15 protein-coding genes are annotated in these 16,569 nt (G+C 65.1%); 10 read left to right on the forward strand and 5 right to left on the reverse strand.

What is annotated here, in order from left to right; all coding sequences use genetic code 11:
* The first annotated feature begins 69 nt into the window (after nt 1–69).
* The gene (locus IVB27_RS25375) at nt 70–1,320 is read left to right on the forward strand and encodes an arsenic transporter (RefSeq protein ID WP_247446023.1); all 1,251 of its coding nucleotides are present in this window, start codon (nt 70–72) and stop codon (nt 1,318–1,320) included.
* A 93-nt stretch (nt 1,321–1,413) separates the two neighbouring features.
* Here IVB27_RS25375 and IVB27_RS25380 read toward each other — a convergent pair whose 3' ends face one another.
* The gene (locus tag IVB27_RS25380; protein WP_247445888.1) at nt 1,414–2,778 is read right to left on the reverse strand and encodes an MFS transporter; all 1,365 of its coding nucleotides are present in this window, start codon (nt 2,776–2,778) and stop codon (nt 1,414–1,416) included.
* 19 nt (nt 2,779–2,797) lie between these two features.
* Entirely contained in the window at nt 2,798–3,562 is a 765-nt protein-coding gene (locus IVB27_RS25385) for a GntR family transcriptional regulator (protein ID WP_247340773.1), read from the reverse strand.
* Nucleotides 3,563–3,743: 181 nt separating this feature from the next.
* On the opposite strand from IVB27_RS25385, the gene IVB27_RS25390 reads away from it, so the two are divergent.
* From IVB27_RS25390 to IVB27_RS25400, 3 genes are read left to right on the forward strand one after another with little or no spacing between them, the layout of a single operon-like run.
* The gene (locus tag IVB27_RS25390; protein WP_247445889.1) at nt 3,744–4,943 is read left to right on the forward strand and encodes a mandelate racemase/muconate lactonizing enzyme family protein; all 1,200 of its coding nucleotides are present in this window, start codon (nt 3,744–3,746) and stop codon (nt 4,941–4,943) included.
* Nucleotides 4,944–4,954: 11 nt separating this feature from the next.
* Nucleotides 4,955–5,722: an SDR family oxidoreductase gene (locus IVB27_RS25395; protein ID WP_247445890.1), complete on the forward strand. Its 768-nt coding sequence runs from the start codon at nt 4,955–4,957 to the stop codon at nt 5,720–5,722.
* A 25-nt stretch (nt 5,723–5,747) separates the two neighbouring features.
* Complete coding sequence (locus IVB27_RS25400; RefSeq protein WP_247445891.1) at nt 5,748–6,779, forward strand: L-idonate 5-dehydrogenase; 1,032 nt, start codon at nt 5,748–5,750, stop codon at nt 6,777–6,779.
* Nucleotides 6,780–6,792: 13 nt separating this feature from the next.
* Here the strand turns inward: IVB27_RS25400 and IVB27_RS25405 are convergent, their stop codons facing one another.
* On the reverse strand, nt 6,793–7,677 hold the full coding sequence (locus IVB27_RS25405; protein WP_247445892.1) for a DUF3280 domain-containing protein: 885 nt from the start codon (nt 7,675–7,677) through the stop codon (nt 6,793–6,795).
* 192 nt (nt 7,678–7,869) lie between these two features.
* On the opposite strand from IVB27_RS25405, the gene IVB27_RS25410 reads away from it, so the two are divergent.
* Together IVB27_RS25410 and IVB27_RS25415 are read left to right on the forward strand one after the other, a co-directional pair.
* Entirely contained in the window at nt 7,870–9,255 is a 1,386-nt protein-coding gene (locus tag IVB27_RS25410; protein WP_247445893.1) for a HAMP domain-containing sensor histidine kinase, read from the forward strand.
* Nucleotides 9,252–9,914: a response regulator gene (locus IVB27_RS25415; RefSeq protein ID WP_247445895.1), complete on the forward strand. Its 663-nt coding sequence runs from the start codon at nt 9,252–9,254 to the stop codon at nt 9,912–9,914. Before IVB27_RS25410 ends, IVB27_RS25415 begins: the two co-directional genes overlap by 4 nt.
* 12 nt (nt 9,915–9,926) lie before the next feature.
* Here IVB27_RS25415 and IVB27_RS25420 read toward each other — a convergent pair whose 3' ends face one another.
* Nucleotides 9,927–10,889, reverse strand: a complete 963-nt coding sequence (locus IVB27_RS25420) for an MBL fold metallo-hydrolase (RefSeq protein ID WP_247445896.1) — start codon at nt 10,887–10,889, stop codon at nt 9,927–9,929.
* A gap of 44 nt (nt 10,890–10,933) precedes the next feature.
* A complete protein-coding gene (locus IVB27_RS25425) occupies nt 10,934–11,917 on the reverse strand; it encodes a VOC family protein (RefSeq protein ID WP_247445898.1) in 984 nt (327 codons plus the stop codon).
* A 145-nt stretch (nt 11,918–12,062) separates the two neighbouring features.
* On the opposite strand from IVB27_RS25425, the gene IVB27_RS25430 reads away from it, so the two are divergent.
* From IVB27_RS25430 to IVB27_RS25445, 4 genes are all read left to right on the forward strand, one after another.
* Nucleotides 12,063–12,854 (forward strand): DNA-binding transcriptional regulator, encoded by a 792-nt coding sequence (locus tag IVB27_RS25430; RefSeq protein WP_247445900.1) that lies wholly within the window; start codon nt 12,063–12,065, stop codon nt 12,852–12,854.
* 76 nt (nt 12,855–12,930) lie between these two features.
* Entirely contained in the window at nt 12,931–14,436 is a 1,506-nt protein-coding gene (locus IVB27_RS25435; protein WP_247445901.1) for a bifunctional 3-(3-hydroxy-phenyl)propionate/3-hydroxycinnamic acid hydroxylase MhpA, read from the forward strand.
* A 23-nt stretch (nt 14,437–14,459) separates the two neighbouring features.
* Nucleotides 14,460–15,311 carry a fumarylacetoacetate hydrolase family protein gene (locus IVB27_RS25440; protein WP_247445902.1) on the forward strand — a complete coding sequence of 284 codons (852 nt, stop codon included), beginning with the start codon at nt 14,460–14,462 and terminating at the stop codon, nt 15,309–15,311.
* A gap of 46 nt (nt 15,312–15,357) precedes the next feature.
* The gene (locus IVB27_RS25445; protein ID WP_247445903.1) at nt 15,358–16,569 is read left to right on the forward strand and encodes an ABC transporter substrate-binding protein; all 1,212 of its coding nucleotides are present in this window, start codon (nt 15,358–15,360) and stop codon (nt 16,567–16,569) included.

The raw sequence follows: 16,569 nt of genomic DNA on the forward strand, positions 1-16,569 counted from the left end.
TTTTGAGGCTGGCGGATCTGTCCGAGGCGCGGTAGTCAGGGACGGATTTTGGAGATCGACTTGCCAACCGTGCCGACTGACGCCATCTGGGCCTGGAGCATCATCGCAGCCGCGACCGCAGGCGTCATCATCCGACCCTTTCGCCTGCCCGAGGCGATCTGGGCAGCGATCGGCGCTGGCACCCTGGTGCTGCTCGGCCTCCTGCCGTGGCGGGATGCGCTCACAGGAATCGAGAAAGGCATCGACGTCTACCTCTTCCTGATCGGCATGATGCTGATCGCCGAGCTCGCCCGGCTCGAAGGACTGTTCGACTATCTGGCCGCTTTCGCGGTTGAACATGCACGCGGCTCGCCGCAGCGGCTGTTCTTGCTGATCTATCTCGTCGGCACATTCGTGACGGTGCTCCTGTCGAACGACGCCACCGCAATCGTCCTGACACCCGCCGTTTACGCCGCGACGCGCGCAGCGGGCGCCAAGCCGCTACCCTATCTCTTCGTCTGCGCCTTCATTGCCAATGCCGCGAGCTTCGTGCTGCCAATCTCCAATCCGGCCAACCTCGTGGTCTTCGGCAAGCACATGCCGCATCTCGGGACTTGGCTGCGCCAGTTTGCCCTGCCGTCGCTTGCTTCGATCGGTCTCACCTATGTCGCACTGCGCCTTGCGCTGCATCGCGAGCTCAAGAATGAATCGATCGAAATGCGGGTCCCTCACCCCAAGCTCGGCCGCGGCGGCCGATTGACCGCCTACGGCATCGGCGCCATCGGCATCGTGCTGATCTGGGCCTCTGCACTCGATCTGCAACTGGGTCTGCCAACATTCCTCTGCGGGAGCACGACGACGGCCGCCGTGCTGCTCATCAACCGCCAGTCGCCTCTCCCCGTGCTGAAGGGCGTTTCCTGGAGCGTGCTGCCGCTGGTCGGCGGCCTCTTCGTGATGGTCGAGGCGCTGGTGAAGACGGGCGTGATCGGGCAGCTCAGCGCGCTGCTGCACGAAGCGGTGGCGCAATCCGTGCCACAAGCCGCCTGGAGTGTCGGCGTCGCAACCGCAATCGCCACCAACATCGCCAACAATTTGCCGGTCGGCCTCGTTGCCGGCTCGGTCGCCGCCAGCGATCATTTGCCCGCGCCGGTCGTCAGCGCCATCCTGATCGGCGTCGATCTGGGACCTAATTTATCGGTGACCGGCTCGCTCGCCACGATCCTTTGGCTGGTCGCACTTCGGCGTGAGAAGATCGAGGTCGGCGCCTGGCCGTTCCTCAAGCTCGGCATGCTGGTGACGCCGCCGGCCCTGATCGCGGCCTTGGCCGCCGCGATCAGGTAACGAGCATGATCTGGAAAAGTGGGCAGCGGTTTTCCGACAAGATCATGCTTAAAGCAAAAGGCTGAAGCGCGATGAAATCATCGCGCTTTGCCGTCAGTCGTTCTCGTAGCCGTAGACTTCCGGCAGGATGAAGATTGCGGCGAGCAACCCGATCAGCGGGAAGATCGCGACGAACAGCGTGGCGCCGGCCTGCCCAATCGCCGCGAACAACGACGGGAACAGGAAGATCGCGAGGAACGACGGCAGCTTCACGAACATGTAGGCGAAGCCGCTGGCGGTGCCTCGATATTTCGGTTTCGCGACCATGGTCGGGATCGTCATGCAGTTCGACGCGTCCCAATAATGGCCCCACAACATGGCGGCGGCCGCGAACGGCAGCAGGATCGTGTTGTTGGTGTAGAGCGCGAAAGCGGCGACCAGCAGCGAGGCCAGTACGATCGAGAAGCCCGCGATCGCGATGCCGCGATGGCCGATCCTCGGCGTCAGTAGCGGCCCGACCCAGCCCGACACCGCGGCAAAGCAGAACAGCCCCATCGTCACGAGGTTGTTGCCGAGCACGCTCGACACGCCCACCATCACGAACAGCACGGGCAAATAGAAGGCGAAGGTCGAGAACTCGCTACCCTGGGCGAAACAGGCGATCCAGCCGTAGATCGTCGCGCGCCAGCGGATCGGATCCTTCTTGAGGTCCGCGATGAAGGCGCTGGTGCTGACCTTCGGCATCACCACGTCCTGGTCCGGCAGCATGGCAAGATCGTCATTGAACATCTCGCGCGCCACCTTCTTGGCCTCGCGGAAGCGCCCCTTCTGCACCAGCCACACCGCGGTCTCCGGCACGTCATGGCGCATGATCAGGATGATCAGAGCCGGCACCGCTCCGAGGCCCAGCGTCACGCGCCACAGCATCTCGTGCTGGATGTCGAGCAGCAGGAAGATCACGATGACGCCGATGGTGAGGACTTCACCGACGGCGAACATGAACTGCCAGCGATTGCCCATCACCTCGCGCTCACCCTTGGCCATGGATTCCATGATGTAGGTGTAGCCGGTCGAGATGTCGGAGCCGAGCGGAACGCCGAGCAGGAAGCGGATCACCACGAGCCAGCCGACGCTGGGCACGACGGCCTGCGCCAGCGCCAGCACGATGAACATCACCATCGTGATCAGGAACATCACGCGGCGTCCGATCTTGTCGGATAGCCAGCCGCCGAGCAGCGCGCCGAGCAGCGCGCCGCCCTGCGTGCCGGCCGCAGCCAAGCCCAGCATCAGCGGATCGGGATTGTACTGCTCCTTGATGAAGATCAGCACGAAGGCGATCGAATAGAGATCCCACGCCTCGACCAGGATCGAGGCCATCATCAGCCAGCCGACCTTGTTGCCCTTGGGACTGTAGTTCGTGATGAGGTAACGGACCGCGGCTTCGCTCGCCATCGGTTGTGGCATCGCCATCGTTGACATGCTTGGTCCTCCTGAACTTTTACGTGCCGAGCAGCGGCTCGATGCTGCAATCGAGCAGCCGCGGGTCGATCCCGGCTTCCATACCCGTGAACATCTCGCCCATGTAGTCGATCAGCGCATCGCTCGCCTTCACGGCGTCCTCGACACGACGATTGGCAACCGCATTGAGAATAGCCAGATGATGATCGATTGTTCCTGACAGCTCCGCCTGCCCCGGCATGAAGCGGTGGTGGATGTAGCCGATGCGCCGATACAGCGTGTGCAACGGCCGCAGCGTATGCACCAGAAACGGCTCGCCGGCCGCGTCCAGGACCAGCGCGTCGATGCGGCGGTCGATGCTGTTGAACTCGTCAAGGGTCAGGCTGGCGCGGCGCTCGCGCAGCAGCCTGTCGATGTGCAGCGCCTGATTGCGGTGCGAGAGGCTGGCGCGATCGGCCGCAAGCCGGATCACGAAACGCTCCATGTCGCGGCGCAAAGCCAGCAGCATGCGCTCGCGCGCCAGATCGATCGGCGCAATGTGCAGACCGTGGCGCGGGCGGATGATGATCAACGTATCGGCGGAGAGACGATTGACGGCGTGATGCACCGGTGTGCGGCCGAAGCCGGTGATGTGCTGCAATTCCAGCATCGTCATGAACTGGCCGGGCTTGAGCTCGCAATGGACGAGGAGCTCTTCGATCTTCTGATAGGCCAGCTCGAAGAAGTTGAGGCGGTTGCGCCGAGAGGGCTTGCCCTCGCCGTCGTCGTTCCTCACCACCTTGAGCGTGCGCTTGCGCGTTGCCATGTCGTCCCTCCCCTCGGCCCGCGCAGTCGTTGAAGAGCGGCGCCTTGCTTGTGATATCCTTAAAACATGTTGTGATATATTACAAGCAGACGTAAGATTCCGTCCGTGCCCGCACCATGCTGCGGTGCAGAATGGCAACAAGACGGCGCTGCGCGCGCCCCGCGATGGGAGGAGTATTGCCGTGAAGATCACGTCGATCGAGACGCTGCGCACCGAGGAATTCTCCAACGTCATCTGGGTGCGCGTCCACACCGACACGGGCATGATCGGTCTCGGCGAAACCTTCTACGGCGCCGGCGCGGTCGAAGCGCAGATTCACGACACCTTTGCCGGCCGCCTGCTCGGCCGCAATCCGCTGCACATCGAGGCGATCCATCGCGACATGCTGAACCTGCCGATGGCACAGTCCTCGACCGGGGTCGAATATCGCGCGGCCTCGGCGATCGACATCGCGCTGTGGGATCTGTTCGGCAAGGTCTGCAATCAGCCGGTGCACCAGATGCTCGGCGGCCTCTGCCGCGACAAGCAGCGCATCTACAACACCTGCGCCGGCACCCAATATGTCCGCTCGACCAATATCAGCCCGGTCGCCAACTGGAATCTCGGTGCTTCCAAGAGTCCTTACGAGGATCTCGACGGCTTCATGCACCGCGCCGATGCGCTCGCGGAAAACCTGCTGGAGAGCGGCATCTCCGCCATGAAGATCTGGCCGTTCGATCCGGCGGCGCAAGAGAACAAGGGTCTCTACATCACCGCCGCACAGATGAAGCAGGCGATCGAGCCGTTCGAGAAGATCCGAAAAGCGGTCGGCGACAAGATGGAGATCATGGTCGAGCTCCATTCGCTCTGGAACCTGCCCACCGCCAAACAGATCGCGCGCGCTCTCGAGCCCTACAAGCCGACCTGGTACGAAGACCCGATCCGGATGAACTCGCCTCAGGCGCTGGCCGAATATGCCCGCTGCACCGACGTCTGGGTCTGCGCCAGCGAAACGCTGGGCTCGCGCTTCCCTTACAAGGACATGCTCGACCGCGACGCCATGCATGTGGTGATGGCGGATCTGTGCTGGACCGGCGGCCTCACCGAGGGCCGCAAGATCGCGGCGATGGCCGAAACCTATCACCGGCCCTTCGCACCGCACGACTGCATCGGCCCGATCGGCTTCATCGCCGCCATCCACATGTCGTTCAGCCAGCCCAACACGCTGATCCAGGAATCGGTGCGCGCCTTCTACAAGGGCTGGTACAATGAGCTCGTCACCACCATGCCCACGATCAAGGACGGTTTTGTCTATCCGATGGAAGGGCCCGGCCTCGGCGTCGACCTTCTGCCCGCCGTATTCGACCGCTCCGATCTGACCGTGCGCCGTTCCAACGCCTAGGGATATTTGAGATGAGCACCGCCCTCTTCGACCTTTCCGGCCGCACCGCGCTCGTGACCGGCTCCTCCCGCGGCCTCGGCCGCGCCATCGCAGAGGGCATGGCCAAGGCCGGTGCCAGGATCATCGTCAACGGCGTCGATCCCAAGCGCGTGGAACAGGCCGTCGCCGAATTTCGCGCCGCCGGCCACCAGGCCGAAGGCGCCGCTTTCAATGTCACCGACGAGCCCGCAATCGTCGCAGCCTTCGACGGCTTCGACAGACAAGGCATTGCGGTCGACATCGTCGTCAACAATGCCGGGATCCAGCACCGCAAGCCGCTGGTGGAGTTCACAACCGACGAGTGGCGCAAGGTGATCGAGACCAACCTCACCAGCGCCTTCGTGATCGGCCGCGAGGCGGCCAAGCGCATGATCCCGCGCAAGCACGGCAAGATCATCAATATCGGCTCACTCGGCAGCGAACTCGCGCGTCCGACGATCGCGCCCTACACCGCCGCCAAGGGCGGCATCAAGAACCTGACCCGATCGATGGCGGTGGAATGGGCCCAGCACGGCATCCAGGCCAATGCGATCGGCCCCGGCTACATGCTCACCGACATGAACGAGGCGCTGGTCAACAACACCGACTTCAATAACTGGCTGATGGGCCGCGTCCCCTCGAAGCGCTGGGGCAGACCGGACGAGCTGGTGGGCGCCGCGATCTTCCTGGCGTCCGATGCCTCCACCTATGTCAACGGCCAGATCATCTATGTCGATGGCGGCATGATCGCCGCGATGTGATCGCGAAGAACCAAGGAACGAACCCATGCGCGCCGTCGTCATTCACGCACCGAAAGATTTGCGGATCGATCTCCATCCGGATGCAGCGCCCGGTCCGGGTGAAGTCCGCGTCAAGATCGCGAACGGCGGCATCTGCGGGTCCGATCTGCACTACTATCATCACGGCGGCTTCGGCGTCGTGCGCATCCAGCAACCGATGGCACTGGGGCACGAGATCGCCGGCGTGGTCGCCGATGTCGGTGACGGCGTCACCAACGTGAAGTCGGGCACCCGTGTCGCGGTCAATCCGAGCAAGCCGTGCGGGCGGTGCCTGCGTTGCCAGGAAGGCATGCGCAACCAGTGCCTCGACATGCGCTTTCTCGGCAGCGCGATGCGCTTTCCCCATGTGCAAGGCGGCTTTCGCCAGTTCGTCACGGTCGATGCGACGCAGGCCGTGCCCATCGCGGACAAGCTGTCGCTGGCGGAAGCCGCGGTCGCCGAGCCGCTCGCGGTGTGCCTGCATGCCGGCAAGCAGGCCGGCCCCCTGCTCGGCAAGCGCGTGCTGATCACCGGCTGCGGCCCGATCGGCGCGCTGATGATCCTGGTCTCGCGCTTCGGTGGCGCGGCCGAGATCGTGGTCACCGATGTCGCGGAGGCGCCGCTTGCGGTCGCCAGAAAGCTCGGTGCCAGTCACGCCATCAATGTCGCGGCTGATGCCACGGCGCTTGATCCCTGGCGCACCGGCAAGGGTGTGTTCGACACGCTGTTCGAAGCCTCGGGCAACCAGGCCGCGCTGCGCACCGCGCTCGACGTGCTCAGGCCCGGCGCCACATTGGTGCAGCTCGGCCTCGGCGGCGAGATGACGCTGCCGATCAACTCCATCGTCGCCAAGGAATTGCAGTTGCGCGGCACCTTCCGCTTCGATCCCGAGTTCGAGCTTGCGGTGCGGCTGATGGGCGAAGGCCTGATCGACGTGAAACCGCTGATCACGGCGACGATGCCGTTCGAGAACGCGGTCGCGGCATTCGAGCTCGCCAGCGACCGCTCGCAGTCGATGAAGGTGCAGCTGACCTTCTGAAGTCGCCTGAAGCCTATTGCCGCGGCTGGTTCTCGATCATGCGATCGCTGACCAGCCGCACGGCGCCCCTTTTCCACGAATAGTCCGCGCCCAAGCGCAGGCCGCTGTCGCCGCGTGCGAGCACGGCGCCCGTCTTTGCATCGCGCACCTGGAATCCGAGCGTGTATTCGGTGCGGCTGACCCGCCGCACCACCCCGATCAGCGACTGATCCGCGCCGAGCCTTTGCGCAATCGCCGCCTCGCAGCCGCCGCAGTCGCGTAGCGCGCGCGCCTTCACCGCCTCCTCGTTTGCACTGCCGACATCGACGAGACGGTAGCGGCCGGATTGGCCGAGGGCGTCGCGGACGCTGCCGGTCACTTCGGCCAGATAGGATGCATCTGCGGCCGCGAGGCCGGCGGCCGGTGCCGCGGTATTGTCGTCGAGCTCGAATTCGAACACCCCCAGTGCGATCGGCGCCGGCGTGCCTAGCGCGGCCATCACCTCGCGGGACACGAAGGTCTCGGCGCGCTCCCATGATTCATCATTGTCGCCGCGGAAGGTGTAGAGCTTGTCCATCACGACCTTCCTGGCGCCAACGTCGATGACCGCGACTTTGGCCCATTGCACCAACGTGCTCGTCTTCTGGATGCCGCCGATGACCTTGAACGCCGCGCCGTCCTGGGCCGACGGCACGAGCCGGTAGCGCCGGTCTCCGCCGATGTCTCGCCGCAGCGCGGCCATGAAGGCCGACAGCCGTCGCTCGTGGGCGGCGGTCTGGTTGGCCGGTTCAGCCGACGTATCGGTATAGCTGAAGTCGTCCATGGCGACGCCGAGGGCGGTCTCGGCGCCGGCCAGCGCATAAGACGCCGGGAGGACGACAAGGAAACAAGCAGAGAGGATCAACCGGCGCAGGTGCATGAAAGGGCCTCGTGGGACCGAGCGGCGCGCCAATCTGGACGGCGGAATCAGGCCATGCAGCAGCGCCGGTCCCGGCGATCGCCGGGAAAATTTCACGACGGTGCACCGTAGTCACGCCTGGCGGCTTTCCGCCGGTTGCGTTCTGCCGTTTAATGCGGGCGCGACAAACCCGTTCGCACCAGGTGCCCGCCGATGTGGAACCGCCCGAGGTTCGATCTCAAAGTCCGTCTGACGTTGCGCGTGGCCGCGATATCGGCCGCCTGCTTCGCCGCGATCTCCGCCTATTTCCTGATTACGGCCGACCGCGCCGCGCATGCGCGCCTCGACGATATCGCCGCCATTGTGGCGAAGACGCTGGAGCTGCAACAGGGCAAGATCCAGTGGGTCGCCAGTCCGCGCTCGGACTTTCCCAACCTCGACCCCGTTTCGGCCTATGTGATGACGCCCGGCCTGTGCCTGGCGTTCCGCGGCACGAGCGGCGACATCCTCCAGCGCTTCTGCAGCGGCGCGCCGGTCCCGGCGAGCCCGCCGCCGCAAGTTTTCGCGGCCTTCTATCGCGGCCTGTTCGACCCCGGCCGCGAAGCGGCACGGCCTGTGATCGTGCGCGGAGCGAAGCTCGGCGAGGCCGTGGTCTCGGTCGAGCCGGCCGTACAGACGGCGGAGGCCTGGCACGAGGCCGGCCGCTTGATGCTGGCGCTGGCGATCGCGCTGCCGCTGCTCTGCGCGCTGGTCTACGCCGCGCTGGCACGCGCGCTGCGCCCCACCCGCATGATCCGCACCGGCCTCGAGCGGATTGCCGCCAACGACCTCACCACGCGGCTGCCGCCGTTCGACCTTGCCGAGCTCTCCGCGATCGGCGTCGGATTCAACCATCTTGCCGAAAGCCTCGACAATGCGCTTGCCGAACGCAGCGAGCTGACGCGGAAGCTGATCGCGCTCCAGGACGAGGAGCGCCGCCACCTCGCGCGCGAGCTGCATGACGAGTTCGGCCAGTCGCTCGCCGCGATCCGCGCGCTCGCCTCCTCCGCCCGCCAGACCGCCGCGCAGGACTGCCCTTCCCTGCTTGGCGAATGCGACGGCATCGCGCGGACCGCAACCGGCATGATGGAGACGCTGCGTGGCACGCTGTTCCGGCTGCGGCCACCCGATGTCGAGGAGCTCGGGCTGGTCGCCAGCCTCGAAGGCCTGGTCGCGGGCTGGAACGGACGCAGCCGCGGCGAGACGCGCTTCTCGATCCGGTTCGACGGGGCGTTCGAGACGCTGCCGGCCACGATCAGCGCCAGCCTTTACCGCATCGTGCAGGAGGCGCTCACCAACGCCGCCAAGCATGCCGTCGCCACGCGGGTCAGCCTGGAATTGACGATGGGAGCCAGCGAGATCGCGCTTGCGATCGACGATGACGGACGCGCGACCGATCCCGTCGCGAAATCCGGAATGGGCCTGCTGGGCATGCGTGAGCGCGTCGCAGCCTTGCGCGGCCAATTGAGCTTCGAGGCCGCGCCGAACGGAGGCTCCGCACTGCGCGTGGTCATTCCGCTCGCAGCCGCTGATCGGCAGCCGCTGGAGCACGCCGCATGAGCGAGGCCGACGCGACCATTTTGCTGGTCGACGACCATTCGGTCGTCCGCGAGGGCTATCGCTCCGTGCTCGAGAAGCAGCCGGGATTGCGCGTCATCGCCGAAGCCGCCGACGGCGCGGAGGCCTATCGTCTGTTCAAATCCGAGGCGCCCGATCTCGTCATCATGGATCTGAGCATGCCGGGCATCGGCGGTATCGAGGCAGTCAGGCGCATCAGGCAGTGGGACAAGAGCGCGAGGATTCTCGTCTTCACCATGCATGAGAATGCCGGCTTTGCCGTGCAAGCGATCCGCGCCGGCGCCAGGGGGTACGTCACCAAGACCAGTCCGCCGGAGACGCTGGTGCGCGCGGTGATGGACGTGCTGGCCGGCAAGATCGCCATCAGCCCCGACATCGACCATGAACTCGCACTGAGCCGGCTCGCCGGGGAAAGCTCGGCCGCCGACGTCCTCACACCGCGCGAGTTCGAGGTGCTGCGGCTGCTGCTCGCCGAGAACACGACGGACGAGATCGCCGAGACGCTCCATGTCAGCCCAAAGACGGTGGCGAACCTGCATTCCCTGATCAAGGACAAGCTCGGCGTCGGCTCCGACATCGAGCTGGTCCGGCTGGCGCTACGCCAGGGAATATTGACGGAAGTCGATCTCGGCGAGGCCTGATCGCTCCCTGCGCTATGGCGCCAGCTTCGCTCCGTCAGGTGCAAACGCCTCGACCGTGTCGCCGATCCTGAACGACATCATGTCTCGCCCGACGAGGAGCGGCCCCTTGTATTCCGTCCGCGTGCGCAGGATCAGCGGCTCCTCCGGAATGTCGGGCGCCGGCTTTACCGTGCCGAACACGATGTGGGAGTACACGGCGAGTTTGGGCCTGGCGGAAGCAAAGATGCGGCCCGCTTCCTCGGGCGAGGTGTGGTGTGCCTGAATGTCCTTGTAGACGGGATTCCTGACCAGCAGCTCCGGCTCGATCACCGCGACCTCGTGTATCAGCAAATCGGCGCCTTCCGCCGCCGTCGCGATGCGCTCATCGTACCTGGTGTCGCCCGAAAGCACGACCTTGTGACCGCCATACGCGATGACGTAGCCGAAAGACGGCTTGATCTTGTCGCCGTGATCGACCTCGATGGCGGTGACCTTGACGCCGTTGTTCTCATAGACCAGCCCAGGCCCGATGTCCTTTGCCGTGAAAGTGGCCGCAACGGGATCGAGATGCTCGTCGTCGATACGAATGCGGATGTCATCCGTGAACGCCTTGGTCAGGTTCTCCGTCATGGCGACGGTGCCCTTAGGGCCATAAAGCTTCATCGGCCCCTTGCGCGATGCCCAGGGCGTGGCGAGCCAGCCGGTCAGCCACATATCGGGAAGGCCGACGATATGGTCTGAATGCAGATGGGTGATGAAGTTGGCGGTGATCGCGCCAAGAGGAATCTTCAGCTTGTAGAGCTGCATCGTCGAACCGCGGCCGAGATCGAACAGCAGTTTTTCGCTGCCCGCCTCCACCAGCGTCGAGGCACTGAAGCTGGTCGGCCGCGGCGTCGGCACGCCGGTGCCCAGCAGTGTGACCTTGATCGGGTCGGCCGAGGCAGCCGAGGCAAATGCGAGCAGCACGAAGCATGCCCTCGAGAGGGTCCCAAACATATTGTCCTTTCTTGGATGTCACATCATTGCCGCGAGGCCGCGCATCATTCGCGCGCGACCACTGAATCCAGCCACGCGCAGTTCAGCGGCGGCACGCGGGGGTCGGCCACACGAACGCCACGCGACGCTGCATCCAGTCTCATGTCGCGCAGGCGCTTGCGCTGCTCCTCGGGCATGTAGAGCCGCTCGTGGCCCCACAGCGACGGACCGTCAAAGGTCTCGTGCGGCTGCCAGGTCGCAGGCTCGATCACGCGCCCGCCCCAGCCATATTCGATGAAGAAGCCAGACGGCGTGTTCACGTAGAATGACGTCATGTGGTCGTTGGTGTGCCGTCCGAGCGTGTAGGCGACGCGGCCGTCGTCCAGTTGCGCGAGGTCGTAGCCCTGCCCGACATCATCGAGGCTGCCGAGCTCGACCATGAAATGGTGCAGCGCCTTCCGCCCCGAGCCAACCATTGCGAAGGAGTGGTGGCGGCCGTTGACGTGGAAGAAATAAAGTCCGTAGGGCTTGAGGCCGAAATCGGAGACGTGGAAGCCGAGCACGTCACGATAGAACGGCACCAGCGGCTCGACGTCCTCGACATTGAGCACGACGTGCCCCATGCCGAGCGCACCGGTGCGGAAACCCGAGATCGGCCGTCCCGGCTTGAACGGCTCGGTCGCAAGCTCCGGTTTGGAGAAGGCCTCGAGCCGGTTTCCGGCGGGATCGCCGAACACAATCAGCTCGGCGACATGCCGCTCGTCGGCCAGCGCGCGCGATCCCCGCGTCACCCTGACCCCATGGCTTTCCAGCCGGCCGGCCAAATGGTTCAATTCGGCGGTCGACGGAACCTCCCATCCCATCACCGCAAGGCCGGCATCGCCGCTGCCATCGACGATCAGCCGCTGCTTGCGATCGTCCATGCGGAAGGCGCGCATGTTGCCGCCGCGATCGACCTGCTGCATGCCGAGCAGTCCCGTCGCCATCCGGCTCCACTGGTCGACCTCTGACGAGTTGATCCCGATATAGCCGAGCGCGGTGATTTCCATAGACGTCCTCCCGAGGCACCGCGTCCGCCGCACTGCGGCGAACTTGATACCGGCCGCGCGCGATCCTACGGTGGTGCCCGCAATCGCTTCGCGTTCGCGAAGACGATAGTCGCGAGGCTGCAGGCCACAAGGGAGGAAATGCGAAGTGTCCAAGGAGCGGACGCGGAACGGTCAGCCGCGGCAGTCTGAGGGCGTCCGCGCCTTCGAGCGCGGGCTGGACGTGCTGCATGAAGTCAACCGCTCCGGCGGCATCCGCGCCGGCGACGTGGCGCGCGCGCTCGACCTGCCTCGCCCGACCGTCTACCGCCTGCTCGCGACACTAGAGGAACTGGGCTATGTCGCCCGCAGCGCCAGCGACGACCGTTTTCGCGTAACCCGGCGGGCGCTCAGCCTTGGTGACGGCTACGATCCCGGCGTAGTGATCTGCCAGGCGGCGGCACCTTTCCTCGCCGAGCTGAGCAAGACCCTGGTCTGGCCGGTCGATCTCTCGACTTACGAGAACGCCGCGATGGTGGTGCAGGAGACCACGCATTCGCGCAGCCCGCTCTCGATCGACCGCGGCATGATCGGCAAGCGCCTGCCGATGCTGCGGACCTCGGCGGGCCGCGCCTATCTCGCCGCATGCCCCGCGCGCGAGTGCGAGCTAATCGTCAATCATTTGCGCCGGATCGACGAGGCCGACGATCGCCCCTTCCTCGACGAAGTCCGCCTCGACCGAATGATCGCCGAGACGCAAGCGCGGGGCTACGCGATCCGCAGCGAGGGCGAATACAATCCCAAGACCGCCTCGATCGCCGTCCCTATCGTGCGCAATGGCGCCGTGTTCGGCTGCATCTCGATCATCTGGATCCGCTCGGCGCTGGGGATCGAGGAGGCGGTCGCACAGTTTGCGGCGCAACTTCGGGAGACGGCGTCCACCATTCCGCTCGAGATCTAGGCAAGGCCGTCCGCTGGGCGGACACTTGGCACGGCGGCGTTGATGCGGCGGCATCGCTGGGGGAAGAGATACCCCCATGCAAGATAAATCCGCCCCCGAAGAGTTTGACGTGGTGATCGTCGGCCGCGGCCCGGTCGGAGCCACGCTCGCCAACTTGCTTGGCTTGTGCGGCGTACGGACGCTGGTGCTGGAGCGCGAGGCGCGGACCTATCATCTGCCGCGCGCAGTACATTTCGACGACGAATGCATGCGGGTGTTCCAGACCATCGGCCTCGCCGAGGCGATCCTGCCGCATGTCATCCTCAGCCCCGGCATGCTCTTTCTCGACGCCGACGGCCGGATGCTGCTGGACTGGTCGCGGCCACAGACATTGACGCCGATGGGATGGAATCTCAGCTATCGCTTCCACCAGCCCGACCTGGAAGACGAGCTGATCGCCGGTCTCGCGCGCTGGCCGCACGTCGCCTTGCGCAGCCGCTGCGAGGTGTTCGCGATGGATCAGGACGAGACCGGCGTGCGCGTCCGTTACGAGGACCTTTCCAACGGGAAGCCGAGCGAAGTCCGCGCCGGGTATGTCATCGGTTGCGACGGCGCCCGATCTCTGGTGCGCCGCTTCATCGGCTCAGGCCTGGACGATCTCGGCTTCCACGAGCGCTGGCTCGTGATCGACGTGCTGCTCAAGCGCGACCGCGACGATCTCGGCGACTACAGCATCCAGCATTGCGATCCGCGCCGGCCGGCGACCTATGTTCGCGGTACAGGCACGCGGCGGCGCTGGGAGATTACGGTACTCCCGGACGAGGACTCCCACGATGTGGCGCAGCCGGCACATGTATGGGAGCTGCTGTCGCGCTGGATCACGCCCGAGGATGCCGAACTCGAGCGCGCCGCGGTCTACACCTTTCATTCCGTCATCGCGCAGCAATGGCGGAGCGGTCGTCTGCTGCTCGCCGGCGACTCCGCACATCAGACCCCGCCCTTCCTCGGTCAGGGCATGTGCGCAGGCATTCGAGATGCCGCTAACCTTGCCTGGAAGCTCGCCGCGGTCCTGCACGGACGGGCGGAGGCAAATCTGCTCAACACTTATCAGCGCGAGCGCCAGCCGCACGTGCGCGAGTTCATCGAGCTCGCTATCCGGCTCGGCGGCGTCATCAACACCAAGGCGATCGAAGCGGGCCTTGCTGCCGGCGAAGCCCGCGAGAATGCACCGGTCAAGCTGCACGTCAAAAAGCCCCTGCTCGGCCCCGGCCTTGCGCTCGGCGATCTGGCTCTTGCCGGACATCTGGCGCCGCAGTTCGAGCTGAAAGACGGCCGCCGCGGCGACGACCGGATCGGCTACAGCCACGTGCTGCTCGTCGAGAGCGCGGCCACGCTCTCGTCACGTCTGGCTCTGTCGCAGGCACGAATCGACATCCTGATCAGCGACGACGCCGAAGGCGTCGGGCCATGGCTGCGCGAGCACGGCATCATTGCCGCGCTCGTTCGCCCCGACCGCTACGTCCGTGGCACCGCCCGGAACGACACCGAGCTCGACCGGCTCATTGCCGCCATCACGCCAACCCACGTGCCGTCCGCGGCCTGACCGACTTCTCTCAAGGATATCTCATGAAGCTGCTCTCTTTTATTGCCAACGGACATCCCTCCTTCGGAGCCGTCAGGGATAATTGCGTCGTCGATCTCGGCGCACGCATGGCAGACTGCACCAATTTGCGGCGGTTGCTCGAAACCAATCGCGTTGCCGAGGCGGCAAAGCTCGCCGTTTCCGCGGCGCCCGATCATCCACTGGACAAGATCACCTTCGCCCCCGTCATTCCCGATCCCGGAAAGATCATCTGTGTCGGCCTCAACTATCGCGACCACGTTGTCGAAACGGGGCGCACCGTTACGGAGAAGCCAGCGCTGTTCGTGCGTTTTCCCTGCAGCCAGGTCGGACACCTCCAGCCCATCGTGAAGCCGAAAGTCAGCGACGATTTCGACTACGAAGGCGAACTCGCGCTCGTCATCGGCAAGGAAGGCCGTCACATCCCCGCGAGCCGCGCGCTCGACCACATCGCCGGCTATTCCTGCTACAACGAAGGCAGCGTCCGCGACTGGCAGCGGCACACGAGCCAGTTCCTCTCCGGCAAGACCTTTGCGGAGAGCGGCAGTTTCGGCCCGTGGCTGGTGACAACGGACGAGATCCCCGATCCGTCGAAGCTGACGTTGCAGACGCGCCTGAACGGCGCCGTTGTGCAGGACACCACCACGGATCTCCTGATCACCGCGATACCCGAGCTGATCGCCTACATCTCGGCGATCTGCCCGCTCGTCCCCGGCGACGTCATTGTCACGGGCACCCCCGGCGGCGTCGGCGCCAAGCGCACGCCGCCACTGTGGATGCGTCCCGGCGACACCGTCGAGGTCGAGATCTCCGGCATCGGAAGTTTGCGCAACAAGGTCATCGCTGAACCGGCCTGACCGCGGGCACCAATCAATCAAAACGACAACAGGATCGGGAAACGCCATGAGCACGCTTCGTACGACATCGACTGCTATCCTGCTGATCGCGCTGGCGCTCGCAGGCGCCACCGCGCACGCGGAAATCAAAGGCGATGTCGTCCGCATCGGCGTCCTCACCGACATGAACGGGATATTCGCGACCGCGATGGGCCCGGGCTCGGCCGAGGCGGCGCGGATGGCGGCGGAGGAGTTCGGCTTCAAGATCAACGGCAAACCGATCGAGATCTTGCAGGCCGACCACCAGAACAAGCCGGACCTCGCCGCATCGCTCGCCCGCAAATGGTTCAGCGACGGCGTGCAGGCGATCGCGGACGGCGGCAGCTCCGGTGCCGCGCTCGCGGTGCAGGAACTGGTGCGCGGCAACGGGAAAATCTTCCTCGTCTCCGGCGCCGGCGCCAACCAGCTCACCGATGAAGCCTGTGCACCGAGCAGCGTGCAATGGACCCAGGACGCCTATTCGACCGCGACCGCCGTGGTCTCCGGCGTCATGCAGACCAGTAAGGAGCCGTGGTTCTTCATCACCGGCGACTATGCCTTCGGCCACTCGATCGAGGCAACCGCCCGCGAGCGCATCATTGCGCTTGGCGGCAAGGTCGCCGGCAGCGTGAAGGCGCAGCTCGGCACGCCCGACTACAGTTCATTCCTGCTCCAGGCGCAGTCCTCGGGCGCAAAAATCCTGGCAATCAACGTCGCCGGCGACAACGCCACCGCGATCAAGCAGGCCGAAGAATTCGGCCTTGCCGACCAGGGCATGAAAATCGTGCCGATGTCGTTCCAAAACGTCGATATCCAGGCCGTCGGGTTGAAGGCGACGCGCGGCGATCTCATCGTCACCTCGTTCTTCGAGGACGTCTCGCCGGCAGCCCGGATATTCTCCGATGCCTTCTTCGCACGCCGCAAAGCGATGCCGTCACAAATTCAGGCCGGGGTCTATTCCGCCGTGCGCCACTATCTCCAGGCCGTGAAGGATACCGACTCGGACGACAGCGCGACGGTGATGGCTAAGATGAAGGCGACGCCCGTTTCGGACGCTTACACGCCCAATGGGCGCATCCGCGAGGACCAGCGCATGATACACGATCTCTACTTGGTGCAGGTCAAGACGCCGGAGGAATCAAAAGGGCCGTGGGACTTCGTCAAGCTGGTCGCGACCATCCCGCCCGACCAGGCCTTCCGCCCGCTTGAACGCAGCAAGTGCGGCCTGGTCGGCAAATAA

Origin of the sequence: Bradyrhizobium sp. 197, from assembly GCF_023073375.1 — a bacterium.
Lineage (GTDB): Bacteria > Pseudomonadota > Alphaproteobacteria > Rhizobiales > Xanthobacteraceae > Bradyrhizobium.

Coding starts and splice junctions, on each gene's coding strand:
- IVB27_RS25380 (WP_247445888.1), bottom strand. CDS start 2,778: ATGTCAACGATGGCGATGCCACAACCGATGGCGAGCGAAGCCGCGGTC.
- IVB27_RS25385 (WP_247340773.1), bottom strand. CDS start 3,562: ATGGCAACGCGCAAGCGCACGCTCAAGGTGGTGAGGAACGACGACGGC.
- IVB27_RS25395 (WP_247445890.1), top strand. CDS start 4,955: ATGAGCACCGCCCTCTTCGACCTTTCCGGCCGCACCGCGCTCGTGACC.
- IVB27_RS25400 (WP_247445891.1), top strand. CDS start 5,748: ATGCGCGCCGTCGTCATTCACGCACCGAAAGATTTGCGGATCGATCTC.
- IVB27_RS25405 (WP_247445892.1), bottom strand. CDS start 7,677: ATGCACCTGCGCCGGTTGATCCTCTCTGCTTGTTTCCTTGTCGTCCTC.
- IVB27_RS25410 (WP_247445893.1), top strand. CDS start 7,870: ATGTGGAACCGCCCGAGGTTCGATCTCAAAGTCCGTCTGACGTTGCGC.
- IVB27_RS25415 (WP_247445895.1), top strand. CDS start 9,252: ATGAGCGAGGCCGACGCGACCATTTTGCTGGTCGACGACCATTCGGTC.
- IVB27_RS25420 (WP_247445896.1), bottom strand. CDS start 10,889: ATGTTTGGGACCCTCTCGAGGGCATGCTTCGTGCTGCTCGCATTTGCC.
- IVB27_RS25425 (WP_247445898.1), bottom strand. CDS start 11,917: ATGGAAATCACCGCGCTCGGCTATATCGGGATCAACTCGTCAGAGGTC.
- IVB27_RS25435 (WP_247445901.1), top strand. CDS start 12,931: ATGCAAGATAAATCCGCCCCCGAAGAGTTTGACGTGGTGATCGTCGGC.
- IVB27_RS25440 (WP_247445902.1), top strand. CDS start 14,460: ATGAAGCTGCTCTCTTTTATTGCCAACGGACATCCCTCCTTCGGAGCC.
- IVB27_RS25445 (WP_247445903.1), top strand. CDS start 15,358: ATGAGCACGCTTCGTACGACATCGACTGCTATCCTGCTGATCGCGCTG.